The organism is Gardnerella sp. DNF01189 (genome assembly GCF_049244195.1).
Taxonomy (GTDB): Bacteria; Actinomycetota; Actinomycetes; order Actinomycetales; family Bifidobacteriaceae; genus Bifidobacterium; species Bifidobacterium swidsinskii.
Genome location: NZ_CP058385.1, coordinates 691,927 through 707,202, shown reverse-complemented (window position 1 = coordinate 707,202; position 15,276 = coordinate 691,927). Strand labels below are relative to the sequence as shown.

The 15,276-nt window shown below is 41.4% G+C and carries 12 protein-coding genes and 1 pseudogene; 8 read left to right on the top strand and 5 right to left on the bottom strand.

Features of this window, described 5'->3' with window-relative positions; translation table 11 throughout:
• Positions 1–119: 119 nt before the first annotated feature.
• The 6 genes from HXT41_RS02970 (at position 120) to HXT41_RS02945 (ending at position 6,949) form a co-directional block, all read left to right on the top strand.
• A complete protein-coding gene (locus tag HXT41_RS02970) occupies positions 120–1,121 on the top strand; it encodes an amino acid ABC transporter permease (protein ID WP_102155694.1) in 1,002 nt (333 codons plus the stop codon).
• A gap of 84 nt (positions 1,122–1,205) precedes the next feature.
• Positions 1,206–1,994, top strand: coding sequence for an amino acid ABC transporter ATP-binding protein (locus tag HXT41_RS02965; protein WP_421788806.1), 789 nt, complete (start codon positions 1,206–1,208; stop codon positions 1,992–1,994).
• A 95-nt stretch (positions 1,995–2,089) separates the two neighbouring features.
• Positions 2,090–3,997, top strand: coding sequence for a glutamine--fructose-6-phosphate transaminase (isomerizing) (gene glmS, locus HXT41_RS02960; RefSeq protein WP_410310329.1), 1,908 nt, complete (start codon positions 2,090–2,092; stop codon positions 3,995–3,997).
• 46 nt (positions 3,998–4,043) lie between these two features.
• Complete coding sequence (locus HXT41_RS02955) at positions 4,044–5,474, top strand: ABC transporter substrate-binding protein (protein ID WP_410310438.1); 1,431 nt, start codon at positions 4,044–4,046, stop codon at positions 5,472–5,474.
• Between the two features lie 182 nt (positions 5,475–5,656).
• A complete protein-coding gene (locus HXT41_RS02950; RefSeq protein ID WP_012914375.1) occupies positions 5,657–6,424 on the top strand; it encodes a type III pantothenate kinase in 768 nt (255 codons plus the stop codon).
• A 192-nt stretch (positions 6,425–6,616) separates the two neighbouring features.
• Entirely contained in the window at positions 6,617–6,949 is a 333-nt protein-coding gene (locus HXT41_RS02945; protein WP_410310330.1) for a hypothetical protein, read from the top strand.
• On the opposite strand, the gene HXT41_RS02940 is transcribed toward HXT41_RS02945, so the two are convergent.
• On the bottom strand, positions 6,930–7,181 hold the full coding sequence (locus HXT41_RS02940) for a hypothetical protein (RefSeq protein ID WP_410310331.1): 252 nt from the start codon (positions 7,179–7,181) through the stop codon (positions 6,930–6,932). The two genes, HXT41_RS02945 and HXT41_RS02940, sit on opposite strands and share 20 nt — an antisense overlap.
• Here HXT41_RS02940 and HXT41_RS02935 point away from each other — a divergent pair.
• Complete coding sequence (locus HXT41_RS02935; RefSeq protein ID WP_421788805.1) at positions 7,180–10,260, top strand: BspA family leucine-rich repeat surface protein; 3,081 nt, start codon at positions 7,180–7,182, stop codon at positions 10,258–10,260. The genes HXT41_RS02940 and HXT41_RS02935 overlap by 2 nt on opposite strands.
• Positions 10,261–10,399: 139 nt before the next feature.
• On the opposite strand, the pseudogene HXT41_RS02930 reads toward HXT41_RS02935, so the two are convergent.
• The 4 genes and pseudogenes from HXT41_RS02930 to pdxS all read right to left on the bottom strand — a co-directional run bounded on the left by HXT41_RS02930 (position 10,400) and on the right by pdxS (position 13,027).
• Positions 10,400–10,680 (bottom strand): annotated as a pseudogene (locus tag HXT41_RS02930) (type II toxin-antitoxin system YafQ family toxin).
• A complete protein-coding gene (locus HXT41_RS02925; RefSeq protein WP_248893456.1) occupies positions 10,677–11,009 on the bottom strand; it encodes a type II toxin-antitoxin system RelB/DinJ family antitoxin in 333 nt (110 codons plus the stop codon). The pseudogene HXT41_RS02930 and the gene HXT41_RS02925 overlap by 4 nt, the downstream one beginning before the upstream one ends.
• 486 nt (positions 11,010–11,495) lie before the next feature.
• Complete coding sequence (pdxT, locus tag HXT41_RS02920) at positions 11,496–12,089, bottom strand: pyridoxal 5'-phosphate synthase glutaminase subunit PdxT (protein ID WP_004108408.1); 594 nt, start codon at positions 12,087–12,089, stop codon at positions 11,496–11,498.
• Positions 12,090–12,091: 2 nt separating this feature from the next.
• A complete protein-coding gene (pdxS, locus tag HXT41_RS02915; RefSeq protein WP_076002965.1) occupies positions 12,092–13,027 on the bottom strand; it encodes a pyridoxal 5'-phosphate synthase lyase subunit PdxS in 936 nt (311 codons plus the stop codon).
• Between the two features lie 437 nt (positions 13,028–13,464).
• Here pdxS and HXT41_RS02910 point away from each other — a divergent pair, with 437 nt between their 5' ends.
• Entirely contained in the window at positions 13,465–15,156 is a 1,692-nt protein-coding gene (locus HXT41_RS02910) for an ABC transporter substrate-binding protein (RefSeq protein WP_410311083.1), read from the top strand.
• Positions 15,157–15,276 lie beyond the last annotated feature (120 nt).

Here is a 15,276-nt window from a genome sequence, read left to right as displayed (position 1 = left end):
TCAAATAATTGAATAATTATCTAAAATGATATTGTTAATCTGAGTCGTGATTGAATTCTCGGCTCAGATTGTTTCTTTACTTTGCTGTTTTTGTATAAACGTACTTATTGGAGCATATTTTGAATTCTTTAATTGGTAACTCTGCTAAGAGCAAGTCCGGAGTAACTAACTCTGAACGTATTTTGCCAGTAAAAAAGCCAGGACCTATTATTGCCGGAGTCATTGTAGCTGTAATAGCATGTTCGCTTCTTTACAGTATTATTACTAACCCTCGTTTTGAATGGCAAGTAGTCGGAATATATTTAATAAGCGATAATGTGCTTTCTGGTATTGGCTGGACGTTACTTCTTACGCTAATTGCTATGGTAATTTCAATCGTGTTTGCGGTAGGCTTAGCGATGATGCGCAAGTCAGTTAATCCTGTGCTTCGTGGCGTAAGTTGGTTCTTTATTTGGTTTTTCCGTGGTACTCCTGTTTATACGCAGCTTGTATTTTGGGGCATGTTTGCAGTGCTTGTGCCGAGAATTAGTATTGGCATTCCTTTTACTTCTGTAGAATTTTGGTCTATTGATTCTAATGTAATTATGACTTCTCTTACTGCTGCTGTAGTTGGTTTGTCTTTGAATGAATCAGCTTATTTGTCGGAAATTGTTCGCGCAGGATTGGAAGCTGTCGATAGTGGACAAGTTGAAGCTGCTAAGGCTCTTGGAATGGGTAGAGCTTTAACTATGAGGCGTGTAATTCTTCCTCAAGCAATGCGTATTATTGTTCCTCCGCTTGGTAACGAAACAATCGGTATGCTAAAAACGACTTCGTTAGTTCTTGCAGTTCCGTTTACTCTTGAATTGCAATTTGCTACAAATGCTATTGCTAACCGTATCTATAAACCAATTCCGCTTCTTCTTGTTGCGAGTATTTGGTATTTGATTATTACTTCCATTTTGATGGTTTTGCAATACATGCTCGAGAAGCATTTTGCTAAAGGTTTTGAAGCAAGAGATATTGTAAAGCATGCTCAACTTAATACTGATTCTGATCAGCGCGGCGATCAATCATTAGATGCTAAACGGAAAAATGTTAAAGGACGAAATGATGCTGCTATGCTCGGATTTAATGCTTAAATAAGCGCATAATAGCTTAAATTTTAATATTTTTCTTTGTAAATTTTAAATTTTGCATGAAATAAACAAATTGGATGTGAATAAATGGTAGAAGCAAAATCTAATCTTCCTGCGGTTGCTATTAGCGATGTGCAAAAATCTTTCGGCCAATTGCATGTACTTAACGGTATTAATATGACAGTGAACCCAAGTAGTGTAACAGTTATTTTGGGTCCGTCCGGTTCAGGAAAATCGACATTATTGCGTTTAATTAATCAACTAGAAACTTTGACTGCAGGAAGTATAAGTATTTATGGCGAGCGCATCGGTGTAAAGCAAGTAATGCATAAAGGTGAGAAATGTCTGCAGGCTCTTAACGACAAAGAAATTGCTCAACAGCGTGCGAAGCTTGGCATGGTATTCCAGCGTTTTAATTTATTCCCTCATATGACGGCTTTAGAAAACGTTATGGAAGCTCCTATTCATGTTATGCATATGAAAGCTCAAGAAGCGCGCGATTTAGCTATTGAAGAGTTAAAGCGAGTCGGCATGGATGAGCGTATGAACCATTATCCTGCAGAGCTTTCAGGCGGTGAGCAGCAACGCGTTGCAATTGCTCGCGCTCTTGCTATGAAACCGGAAATTATGCTATTTGACGAGCCAACATCCGCGTTAGATCCAGAGCTTGTAGGTGAAGTATTAACCGTTATGCGAAATCTTGCTAAAGATGGCATGACTATGATTGTAGTAACTCACGAAATTGGTTTTGCGCGTGAGGTTGCAGATCAGGTTGTGTTTATGGATGGCGGTGTCATAGTTGAGCAGGGTAGTGCAGATATTATTACTAGTCCGCAAACTGATCGTTTTAAAGATTTCCTAAATCACGTATTGTAATTTACGTAAGAAACACATCTTATTTATGTAGTTTTGCGTAGTTTTTGTGTGCTTCTCTGGCGTGCGCTCGCTCGCATAACGTACAATAGAAGATTATGTGTGGCATTGTAGGATACGCAGGTTTTGGAAAAGTTTGTGCAAAACCTTTAGAAGTTTGTTTAGGTGGGTTAGAGCGTCTAGAATATCGCGGATATGACTCTTCGGGCGTAGCTTTAGTTGCTCCTGGAATGAAATGTGCGACTGTGCGAAAGAAAGCTGGTCGTTTATCTGTTCTTCGCAATGATATTGATGCAAATCCTATGCCTGAGGCGAGTGCAGCTATTGGTCATACTCGTTGGGCTACTAATGGTGCTCCTTGTGACATTAATGCGCATCCTCATACTAGTGCAGATGGCAAAATCGCGCTTATTCATAACGGCATTATTGAAAATGCTGTTGTATTAAAAGAGCAGCTTCACGAAGAAGGATACGAATTTTCTTCTCAAACAGATACTGAAGTTGCTGCAAAATTACTTGGTAAAATTGCGAATGATATTGTAGACGAAACTGGCAAGCCGGATTTATTTACAGCTCTTCGTCGTACTGCAAAAATGTTAAAAGGAGCTTTCACATTACTTGCTGTTGACGTTCGTCAGCCAGGTATTGTGGCTGCTGTTCGTCACGATTCGCCGTTGGTTGTAGGTCTTGGAGACGGTGAATATTTCCTTGGCTCTGACGTTGCAGCTTTTGTTGCTTATACGGATCGAGTCTTGGAAGTTGGTCAAGATCAAGCTGTGTGCATTGGAGATGTAGATGGCAGTGGCAAAGCATCTTTGCTTCTAACTGATTTTGACAATAATATTGTTGAAAATCCTACTTGTTTTACAGTTGACTGGGATGCGTCTGCTGTAGAAAAAGGCGGCTGGGATTCCTTTATGGATAAGGAAATTCATGAAGATCCGCACGCTGTTGCAGACACTTTGCGCGGGCGTTTTGACGCTCAGGGAAATATTGTTCTTGACGAAGTTCATATTAGCCAAGACGTGTTGCGCGCAATTGACAAAATTATTGTTGTTGCTTGCGGAACTGCAAGTTATGCCGGATTGGTTGCAAAATATGCTATTGAGCATTGGGTTCGTGTGCCTGTAGAAGTTGAATTAGCGCACGAGTTTCGCTACCGTGACCCTATTTTGACGCATCGAACATTGGTGGTTGCAATATCGCAGTCTGGCGAAACAATGGACACTCTTATGGCTTTGCGTCACGCGCGCGAGCAGGGAAGTAGGGTTCTTGCAATTTGCAATACGCAAGGTTCTAGCATTCCGCGCGAATCTGATGCAGTTCTTTACACGCATGCAGGTCCCGAAATAGCAGTTGCATCTACTAAAGCTTTTGTTGCGCAAATAGTTGCAGCTTATATGCTTGGTCTGTTTTTGGCGCAAGTAAAAGGCACTATGTATCGCGACGAAATTCAGCAAATCGTTGCGCAATTAAAAGAGATGCCGGATAAAATTCAGCATGTACTTGATACACAATCTGAATCAATTATGAAAGCTGCTGAGCATACTCTGGAAGCTAAATCTTTCCTTTTCTTAGGTCGACATGTTGGCTATCCTGTTGCACTAGAAGGTGCGTTGAAGCTTAAGGAAATTGCGTATACCTTTACTGAAGGTTTTGCTGCAGGTGAGCTTAAGCACGGTCCTATTGCGCTTGTAGATGAAGGTGAGCCGGTAGTTGTGATTGTGCCATCTTCTCGCGGTCGTGATGTGCTTCATGCGAAAGTTATTTCTGGAATTGAAGAAGTTAAAGCGCGCGGAGCTTTCACTATAGCTGTTGCAGAAGAGGGTGATCCAGATGCTTCTCGCTATGCAGATATTGTGTTCTGGCGTCCTAAATGTGCAACTTTGCTAAGTCCTCTTGTAGATGTAGTTGCATTGCAATTATTTGCAATGGATATGGCAAAGTTAAAAGGTTATGATGTTGATAAGCCTCGTAATCTTGCAAAGTCTGTAACTGTTGAGTAAGCGCATAACAACGTTGAGTAACATAAAGTAACGGATGGCAAATCTTATGTCTGCATTTGCAAGAATTTTGCAACAACGCAATCATTTTTCGCGCTTGCTTCTGTCGATACTTTGTGTTTTTTCTTTGCTATTTTCTTGCGGATGCGGAACTAAAGATTCTAGAACTCAAATTAGTGTTTGGTCTTGGGAACCAAGCATGAAACGACTTGCTGAAGAATTTGAACTACATAATCCGGATGTTCACGTAACTGTAAAGGATACTAGCGGATATAGCAATCTTAATAGCGCTATTCAAGATGGCTATGGTATGCCAGATGTTGTTCAATTAGAATATTTTGCTCTTCCGCAATATGCGGTAAGTGGACAGCTTTTAGATATTACTGATCGTGTGAAAAATACTCGCACTTTCTATACTCCTGGAACATGGTCTTCTGTGCAACTTGGTGGACGTGTTTACGGTTTACCAATGGATTCTGGCCCAATGGCTTGGTTTTATAATGATGACGTATTTAAGCAGGCTGGTGTAGATGCCACAAAAATACACACTTGGGAAGATTACCGTCATGCTGCTCGTAAGCTTAAAGATATCGGTGTGTATATTGCAGCAGACTCAGGTGACGCAAGTTTTTATAACGCTATGATTTGGCTTGCAGGTGGACACCCGTTTATGACTTCTCATGATGGGAAAACAGTTACTGTTAGATTGAGTAAAGATAAGGGTACTGAAGAGTTCACAAAGTTCTGGCAATCAATGATTGATGAAGGCTTGATTGACATTAGAACTACAACTTGGAGTCAACGCTGGAAGAACGGTGTTGGAGCTGGAAAAATTGCTTCTGTTTTCTCAGGAGCCTGGATGCCGTCTTTGCTTCTGGAAAATGTGCCTGGAACTGCAGGATTGTGGAAGGTGACGAATGTGCCAACTATGCACGGAGAAAAGCGTAATGCAGAAATGGGCGGTTCTTCGTTATCTGTGCTTAAATCGAGTCGTAAGCCTGAAGCAGCAATGCGATTTGTGAATTTTGTATGCCATGATATGCATGGAATTCGTACTCGTGTCAATGGTGGAGCGTTTCCTGCAGATGTTGTTACGCTTAGAGATAAGTCATTTTTAGATAGAGCTACTATTCGTGATTCACGAGGCATTGATATACCCTATTTTGGCGGTCAGAAGTTTAATCGTGTATTTGCAGATGCCGCTAATCGCGTGGATACGGGATACAGGTATTTACCTTTTGAAGTGTACTCGCGAAGTGATTTTAGAGCAACTATGGGTCGAGCATATGACTGGAGTGTTAAATCTTTAGCTAGATTAAACGTGCAAGCCATGATTGATGCTGGTGTTACTCAAGATGATGGAAGTAAATTGTGGCTTCCAGATGATCCTGGTAAACGTATTTCTTTAAAAGATGGTCTTTTATTGTGGGAAAAAGATCTTCAAGAATATGGTTACAATCAAGGATTTGTAGTTAGATAATTTCGTAACTTATTACAATTAAGTGATTTCATAAAAGCAGCTTAATTTTGTATAAATGTAAGATTATTAGCAAAAGTAGTATAAATACAATAGGATAGTATACATACACATACAATACGTGCGCACGTGATTGCAGATTAACTTAATTAATCCGTAAATGCCAATATAGGAAGTAGACACACATGTTATTAGCAGTAGACATTGGTAATACGAATATTGTGCTGGGTTTTTTGGAAAATAACCGAATTGTTGGCACTTATCGTATGACAACAAAGTCTAATCATACATCAGACGAGTATGGCATTATGATTGCGCAATTTTTGCATTTAAGCGGATTTACAATAAACGATGTTGAAGATGTTATCGTTGCTTCTGTTGTGCCGAAAGTTATGCATTCATTCCGCGCTAGTATTATCAAATTTCTTCATATTGATCCTATGATTGTAGGCCCTGGTGTTAAAACCGGTATGAATATTCGTATTGATGAGCCAAGAACTCTTGGCGCGGATTGTTTAGCTGATTGCGTTGGTGCGTTTAGTGAATATGGAGGATCTGTACTAGTTATTGATTTTGGTACGGCAACAACTTACAACTATATAGATAAAAGTGGTGCTATTACTTGCGGACTTATTTGCACAGGTATTCGTACTGCGGCTGCGGCACTTTGGGATAACACGGCTCAGCTTCCAGAAGTGGAAATAGCTAGACCGCAGTCTGTTCTTGCGAAATCTACTAAACTCGCAATGCAAGCTGGATTATATTACAGCTTCTTGGGTGGAATTGAGCGTACAATTGCACAGTTTAAAACTGAAATAGACGAGCCATTTAAGGTAGTTGCTACTGGTGGCTTGGGTAGGCTTTTTGAAAATGACGTGCAATCGATTGACTATTACGATCCGGATCTTATTTTCAAAGGTATGGCTGAAATTTATAAGCGCAACCTGCGATAGTGCGGTAGTGCGACTTTGGTGCAATAGGTTGTTATATAAATTTGTTATATTATTCTTTCGGGTTTAGGCGTATAATGGTGGATGGTTGTGTGTAAAGATTACGTTCGCCGGTGAACCGTCTTGGGTATGTATTTGTTTTGCATACTGTTTATGCGCTGGCTGTGGATTCGTTCACATTTGAGAGGAAGTTTGATGATGAGTAGTAGGAAACATCGTATTCTTTCAGCAATTGGTGCCGTTTCATGCGTAGCTTCTATGATTTTAAGCGTAACTGTGTTGCCTGCGATAGCTTATGCCAACGTAACGAAGAATCCATTGTTTTCTGCTGTCTTGTCTGCTGTTGTTGAGAATAATAGGGGTCAAAATAAGTCGGGTGAAGGGGGATCTGGTAAAGAAGTTAAAGAGGGAGCTGGTAAAGAAGTTAAAGGGGATAAGGCTAAAGAGGTAGATAAAAAAGAAGGTAAGAGAAATGATGGGGCAGCTAATGGGGCAGCTGGTAATGAATCTAATGGGGGGGGGTTGTAGATAACAGCAATGCTGGCAAAGATGCCAGTAAAATTGCTGGAAAAGGTGCTGGCAAAGATGCCAGTAAAGATGCTGTAAAATCTGGTAAATCTGACAAAAATGCTGACAAAGCTTCTAAAAAAGATAGCAAAGACGCTAACAAAGCTAAGGGCAAAGATCGCAGCGCTGGTGATGGTGAGAAATTAAGCCTAGAAGAAGTTAAAAAGCTTCCTGCTTGCGTGGCTAATGCCATGGTAACTTCAGGTGAAACAATCGAGACTCTTTCAATCGAACCTCCATCCGGAGCAGACAAGTGTGCCGTTAGTGCTGATCATCACGGTGATGAGTTTGGTGAAATTATAAATGGAATAAAAAAACTTTCTCCTACAGAAGTATCGCTTGGTTTTTACAGAGGTAGAGTATATGCGTACGGGCATTTGTCAAAGAATGGTGTGGGTCTTTTTTCAGGGAAAAATATTAGTAACATTGATAGCATAAACAATTTCGATATAAGTTATGTTACAGATATGTCCTACCTATTTAAGGATTCCTCATTAACTGATTTTAGTTTTTTGAGCGGTTGGGATGTGAGCAAGGTTACGAATATGCAAAGCATGTTTGAGGGGTGCACTGGTTTAGAAGATATTAGCGGTTTGGCTAATTGGAATGTTGGCAGTGTTGCGAACATGAAGAGCATGTTCGAGGGGTGCACGTTTTTAGATGATATTAGTGGTTTGAGCGGTTGGGCTAGGGAGGCTAGCAAGGATAGCGCGGCTAGAAATGTTAGCAATGTTACGGACATGAGCAACATGTTCGAGGGGTGCATGAGCTTGAAATCGCTTAAAGGGTTGGAAGATTGGGATGTGAGCAAGGTTAGAAGTATGTCTGGAATGTTCGCGTCTATTATTAAGAACCAAAATCAACATGATGCTTTGAATCCAGTAGACGGGTATGCAGGTGAGATGGCGATTGATTCGGTTAAACCTTTAAGTAAGTGGAATGTTGGCAATGTTATGAACATGAACAGAATGTTTGAGGGTTGCGCCAGCATAACAGATTTTACTGGTTTGGAAGGTTGGGATACGAAAAGCGTTGTGGCAATGATTGGTATGTTCGAATACTGCAAGGGTATTAGTTCGCTTGGATTTTTGAAAAAGTGGACTGTAAAGAACGTTGAATATATGATGGCAATGTTTGCGCTGTGCGACAAGATTAAAAATACTGAGGGCCTAGAAAATTGGAATGTTAGTAACGTTAAAAAAATGGGTGACATGTTTGCAGGATGCTCTAGCCTCGATAGTATCAGTGGATTATCTAATTGGAATACAAGCGGTAAGAGCAGTACAAGCAAATTAACTAGCACGTATAGAATGTTCTATAACTGCAGTTTTCTTTCTGATCTTCAACCTTTGAGCGGTTGGAATGTTGGCAGTGTTACTGACATGCATGACATGTTTAACAATTGCGGCAGTCTTACTGGTCTTGAACCTTTGAGTGGTTGGGATGTTGGCAGTGTTAAGAACATGAACAGCATGTTCATCGGTTGTAATGGTTTAACTAGTCTTGAGTCTTTGAGTAAGTGGTTGAATGATAAGAGCAGTGTCACGGACATGAGTAGCATGTTCAGAGATTGTAATAGCTTGAGTGACCTTAAAGGTCTAGAAAAGTGGAATGTTAGTAATGTTAAGAACATGAGCGGCATGTTCAGTGGTTGCGCTACGGATATCTACGGTTCCGGAGATGATCCTAATCCTATTGGTATAAAAGGATTGGCTGATATAAGTGCATTAAGTGATTGGAATGTTCGCAGTGTCACGGACATGAGTAGCATGTTCAGAGATTGTACTAACTTGAGTAACCTTAAAAGTCTAGAAAAGTGGAATGTTGGCAGTGTTAAGAACATGAGCGGCATGTTCAGCCATGAGATTAGCGGTTCTGATTTTGATAAGCTGACTGATATAAGTGGATTGAGTAAGTGGAATGTTAGCAATGTTGAGGACATGTCTAGCATGTTTGCATATTGCAAAAAACTTACTGGCGCTGCAGATTTAAGCAAGTGGAATATTTCAAAAGTTACGAATCTTAGTTCAATGTTTTCCAATGCAGGAGCAGAAAGCGGCGACAGTCTTATATTAGATTTCAGCGATAAGGCTTTTACAAAATCGGATACACCTGTATACACGGATGACGAAGGGAAGCAGCGTTACTTTTCTGTTGATAGTATGTTCAGTGGTTTTAAAGGCACGCTGATTGCGAATAACTTGAAGTCTAGTGGTTTTGAGAATAATCCTGATGATGATCCTATCGCAAATTTTGCTAGTGGTTACATATTCTCCCTCGATGAGAATGGTCACAGCAATAATATAGTCGTAACTAATAATGTTACGATTTTAGATACAATTTCAAACGATGATGATCTTAAAAAGATTGCATACTACATTCCTGTTAAAGCCAAGCTAATGGAGCCTGGCGATATGAAAAATGACAATATGACATGTGATTGCAATATAGATTCGGGTGGTACTACTTATACTTACTATGTTCCTGCACTGTATAATTCGAGTAATTTAGAGAAGAAGCAGGATGAAAAATCGCAGGATTATGCGTACAGAATTGTAAAAAATAGTTTCGCTTCAAAGTTTAGAAGTGCTATAGATTCTCAATCGGGCGAAGTTATTGGTGGTGAGGAACCTGGTGGAGAACCTGATGGAGGAGAAGATTCTAATTCTGGCTCGCGTAGTGCAAAGTTGAAATCGCGTGTAGGGAAATCGCGATCCGCAAGAGAATCGCGATCTGTAAGTGATGGCAGTGATGAAGAAAGCGGAGAACCTGGAGGTACCGAGGAACAGGGCAGTACTTATAAGATTTGGTTTAAGAAGCCAGCCAGAACAGGAACTAACTGCGACTGGACAGAACTTAGCGAAGGTGCAGATGTTGCTGCGTCTGATAATCAAAAGTCGCCTTTAGTGTTCTTCACTACAATGTACTATTTGGAGACCTTTGTTCAGCCAGTGCCTTTGCCTCATACCGGCGGCCAGTCGGCTATTATGTTCACGTTCTTGTCTATTGGACTGTTCTCAATGTTCGCTGTTGCTGGGGCATTTGGTCGTCATGGATGGGTTGCGTCTGTGCTTCCAAGCTCTGCTTTAGCTGGGTTTTCGAAGGCTTTTGGTGGCGGCGCGCTTGATATTGCTTCTGGTGCTAAGCACTGCTTCGCGCATCCTGTTGTAAGTGGCTCGATGATTAAATCTGCTGTAAGTGCGGCAACCGGCTTCTTTGCTCGGTTCCGAAGTGACGATTCCACCTTCGGCAAGCACAACAAACAGCGCTAAATCGCAGCGCAAGCAAAACACAACCGAATTCCCAATGAACTACCACACAAATCTGTCCTGCCTTCGTCAATTGAGACTAAGGCAGACCTCGCTTGCGTTGAAAGCACACTGTGATTTCAACGCTTAGCAACTCGCAGCGCTACTCGTTGAATACGTCTGAGTGTGTTCCCGTGCGAGAAAGCACAAATACCACATCATCGTTATCTATGCGATATATAAGAAGCCAATTTGGTTTTACATGGCATTGCGGAATCCTAAATAGTTGCCTGTAAGTGCGTGGTCACAGTATCTTTCAGCAAGTTTCTCTTGCGACGCAATCATTCGCACGACGCTATCTAAGAGACTTATATCGTATCCTCGTTTTTTGATTCGCTTAAGATCTCTTTTGAATGAATTTAATAATACGACTTTTAGACTCATTTTAGTGCGTCCTCCAATGCTTCGGTAACATTGTCGTAGCGCTTGTACTCTTCTGGATGTGCTTTCATGTAGTCGTATTCCTTAAACGCGGCGATTGTTTTTTTATTGTATTTTGGCTGTTTTAAGTCGAAGGGGAGTCCTTCTACCATAAGTGACTTGTGCAAGAACATGTTTATTGCTTCGCTAAGAGTTATGCCGAAGCTTGCGAATAATTCTTCTGCCTGCGCTTTAACATCCTTGGTGACGCGCACGTTGATGCTTGCGGTTTTCGCTGCGGTTTTTGCTGCTGCTGGGGTTGCTGTTGCTGTTGTAGTTGCGCTGATTGCCATAATATGCTCCTTGATTTTATACTTATAATTTTTGCTTCTATAAGCGCGTTAGTTTTCTTGACTCGTTAATTTTGTTTAATTTTGATTTGTTTTTTTTTTAGCTCTTTTATATTCATATATCAACTTTTATTACATTCTATAATGTGTTGCACTGTTATACAATATTATATAAACGTTTTACACTGTATTACGATTGCATTACGTTTGTCGTGCATGTATACGTTTACTGTGCAAATTACATAAAATTCAAAGTTTTTGACGTCCGCGTTAAAAACTTTGTTGCTATTGCAGATTGCGTTCTGCGTGAGTAACGTATAATGCCAATTTTTAGTTACTAGCGCAGTATGCGTTCTGCGTTAGTGTCTGATTTTACCGGTCTTCGGGCACTGGTGCAGATTGAGCACTGCGCGAGTGTCTGTAATCAAAAAGCCTCCGCAGATATTGCTACTGCGAAGGCTTTTTGTATCGGTGCGCTTACGAATCAGATTACAAATCCAGGAAAAGCTGGTGGATTCGCGTATCGTTGTCAAGCTCCGGGTGGAAGGATGTGCCGATTTGCTTTCCTTGGCGCGCGGCGACAACATGACCTTCTACAGTTGCAAGAGCTTTGGCATTAGAGCCTACTTCTGCAATGTAAGGTGCGCGAATAAACGTCATCGGCACATTGCCTAGCTCACCAAACTCAGCCTCGCAATGGAAGCTTCCGAGCTGACGTCCGTAAGCATTGCGCTTAACTGTTACGTCTAAAGTGCCAAAACCGTTTACTTCGTCACCTTCCACGTTTTTCGCAAGCAAAATCAAACCTGCGCAAGTGCCAAGAACAGGCATTCCTCCTGCAATGCGCTCACGCAAAGGTTCGAGCATATTTTGCTCACGAAGAAGCTTAGCTTGCACAGTGCTTTCGCCGCCCGGAAGTACTAAGCGGTCAAAAGACTGCTCCAAGTCGCGCGCTTGACGAAGTTCAATAACGTGTGCGCCTAATTTTTCAAGCATTAAGCGATGTTCAAGAAAAGCACCTTGAACAGCTAAAACTGCTACAGTATGAGCGGAGTTATCAGTATTGGTAGGTGAGTTTGACAAAATTACTCGCCTCGCTCAGCCATTAAAAGCTTGATTTCCTGCTCGTTAATGCCAACCATAGCTTCGCCCAAGTTTTCGGAAAGCTTAGCAATCATCTTGGCGTCCTTGTAATTAGTTACAGCTTTAACGATTGCTGCAGCACGCTTTGCTGGGTCTCCAGACTTAAAGATACCGGAGCCAACGAATACGCCTTCGGCACCAAGCTGCATCATTAAAGCAGCGTCGGCTGGGGTAGCAACGCCGCCGGCTGCGAAGTTAACAACAGGGAGCTTGCCGTTTTGTGCAACGTATTTTACGAGTTCGAAAGGCACGCGCAAATTTTTGGCTTCTTCAAAAAGCTCATCCTCGCGCATGCTTGTAAGCTTACGAATTGCGGAATTCATCATGCGCATGTGACGCACAGCTTGAATCACGTCTCCAGTTCCTGGCTCGCCCTTAGTGCGAATCATGGAAGCGCCTTCGTTGATTCTGCGCAAAGCTTCACCCAAATCCTTAGCGCCGCAAACGAAAGGCACAGCAAAATCGCGCTTATTGATGTGATACACGTCGTCGGCTGGAGAAAGCACTTCGCTTTCGTCGATGTAGTCGATCTCGATAGCCTCAAGCACTTGTGCTTCAACAAAGTGACCGATACGGCATTTTGCCATAACAGGAATAGACACAGCCTCTTGAATGCCGTGGATCATAGCCGGGTCGCTCATACGAGAAACGCCGCCTGCTGCACGAATATCGGCAGGAATACGCTCCAAAGCCATAACTGCGCATGCGCCAGAATCTTCAGCAATTCGCGCCTGCTCTGGGGTGGTGACGTCCATAATTACGCCACCCTTAAGCATTTGCGCCAATTGGCGGTTCAATGCTGTACGGTCTTCGCCGCTTTTATTTTGCGGATCCGAGGATTCGTTCACAGTTACCGTAGTATTCAAGTTCTCAGCCATCATTCCTCGCTTTAGTTTTAACATATGAGATACGTGTATGCATCTTAATATTTCGTGAATTTGCGCGCTTCTACGCTGTAATCTTATGTCGATTATTGCGTACGTTTGCAAGTTTACGTTCTGTTGGAATTTAACCACATTCGTAGGATATATCTCATATGTATTGGTATAAAAATATTACAAAAATATACAAAATATGATTTGATTTTTTGGACGCGCCATAGGTGAGACTGGCTTGTCAATCGACTACGATTAGTAATGCAGTCGACTTGTATTTGGGTTTATGTGGTATGCAAATAGTTATGTTTGCAAATGTGCATTTCCAATAAAGCGGCGAGCTATAAGACAAAAATAAATAAAGAATAAATAAAGAATAAATAAAAAATAAATAATAACAAATAAATAATGTTTATATGCCATTAAGAAAGGTTTATGGTATGTCTAACAGCAAACCTGAGGAAAGCGTGCACGAAGAAAACGGCGCGACTGAAAAATTCTCCGGTAAAACTAACGATGAAGCTAACAAAAGCACTTCTTTCGCTGCGAGCACTGACTCTTCGCTGAATGAAGCTGAAAAATATGCTTATTCAGGCTCGAAACGCAAAATGGGCAAGATATGGCTATTTAGCTTAGCTATTGTTTTGGTAGTGGTGTTTAGTGCAATTTTTGCAACTCTTACTACATCTAATAAACCAAATAAATCAAATTCAGTATCGGAAATTTCGAACAAAACTGTATCTATAGGTCTAAAGTTAGCTCCTACGAATCTTGATATCCGTAACCAATCAGGTTCATCGCTTGACCAGTTGCTTATTGGTAACGTGTATGAAGGCTTAGTTGCTCGCAATGATATTAATCAGGTAGTTCCTTCGTTAGCTCAAAGCTGGGAAATAAGTAAAGATGGTTTGCGTTACACATTCCACATGCGTAAGGGCGCTGTATTTTCTAATGGCGATAGACTTACTGCGCATGATGCGGAATGGTCGTTTAACGAGCTTATTGCTAAAAAATATCGCGGCTCTAACATGGTTGGAAAAGTTGAGTCTGCTAAAGCAAAAGATGATTACACGTTTGAAATCACTCTTAAAGAGCCAAATGCTAAGCTTTTGTGGGCACTTTGCAGTCGTTCAGGTTTAGTTTTTGATAAAAACGCAAAGTATGATGCAAAAACTCAAGCAGTCGGTTCTGGACCGTATCTAATTGACAAATTTGTGCCAAATGATCGTGTTGTTTTAAAAGCAAATCCGCGTTATAAAGGTATTCATCGTGCGCAAACTAATAAGATAGTAGTTCGCTATTTTGTTGACGATAACGCAGCAGTTGACGCACTTTCTTCCGGCTCTGTGCAAGCGTTGGCTCCTATTTCTGGTCAACTTGCTAAGCCTTTTAAAGATGATTCCAAGCGTTACGATGTAAGTGCAGGTAATGGCACAGATAAATTTGTTCTAGCGATGAATATGAAAGGCGAACGTACTAAAGATAAGCGCGTGCGCAAAGCTATTCGTTACGCGATTGATCACAAGCAAATTATTGCATCTCGTGGCGGCACGGATTTAGCTCTTGGCGGTCCAATTCCTTCTCTTGACCCTGGTTATGAGGATTTAACTAAGCTGTATCCGCATGATTTGCAGCGCGCTAAGGAGTTAATGAAGGAAGTCGGATTTGACGAATCACATCCTATGGATTTGACGCTTACTTATCCGAATATTTACGGCACGCAAATTGGCGATCAGCTGCGCTCGCAATTGAAGCCTATTGGAATCAATTTGAAAGTTAATATTGTTGAGTTTACTACTTGGCTTCAGGATGTTTATAAGAATAAGCAGTATGATTTGTCGATGGTTGATCACAATGAGAGTCACGATTTTGGGCAGTGGGCGGATCCTACGTATTACTACGGATACGACAATAAGCAAGTCCAGGATTTGTATGCTAAAGCTATGCTTTGTGCGAATCCTAAAGAGTCAGATAAATTGCTTGCTCAAGCTGCGCGAATTATTAGCGAGGATGCTCCTGCTGATTGGCTGTTTAACTATCGCGTTGTAACTGCGAAAGTGAAGAATCTTGAAGGAATGTCTTTTGATATGAATCAAGAGATTTTGCCGCTATACAACCTGCGACTTAGTTGATTTTTATTTGCTAGTCGCCATCTAGTTTCTAATGTAGAAATGAAACTGCGCGCGTGTCCGAAAACCACTAATCAGAGACACTCGCGCAGTATGTAATCTGCGTGAGTGTCCCAAAATGGG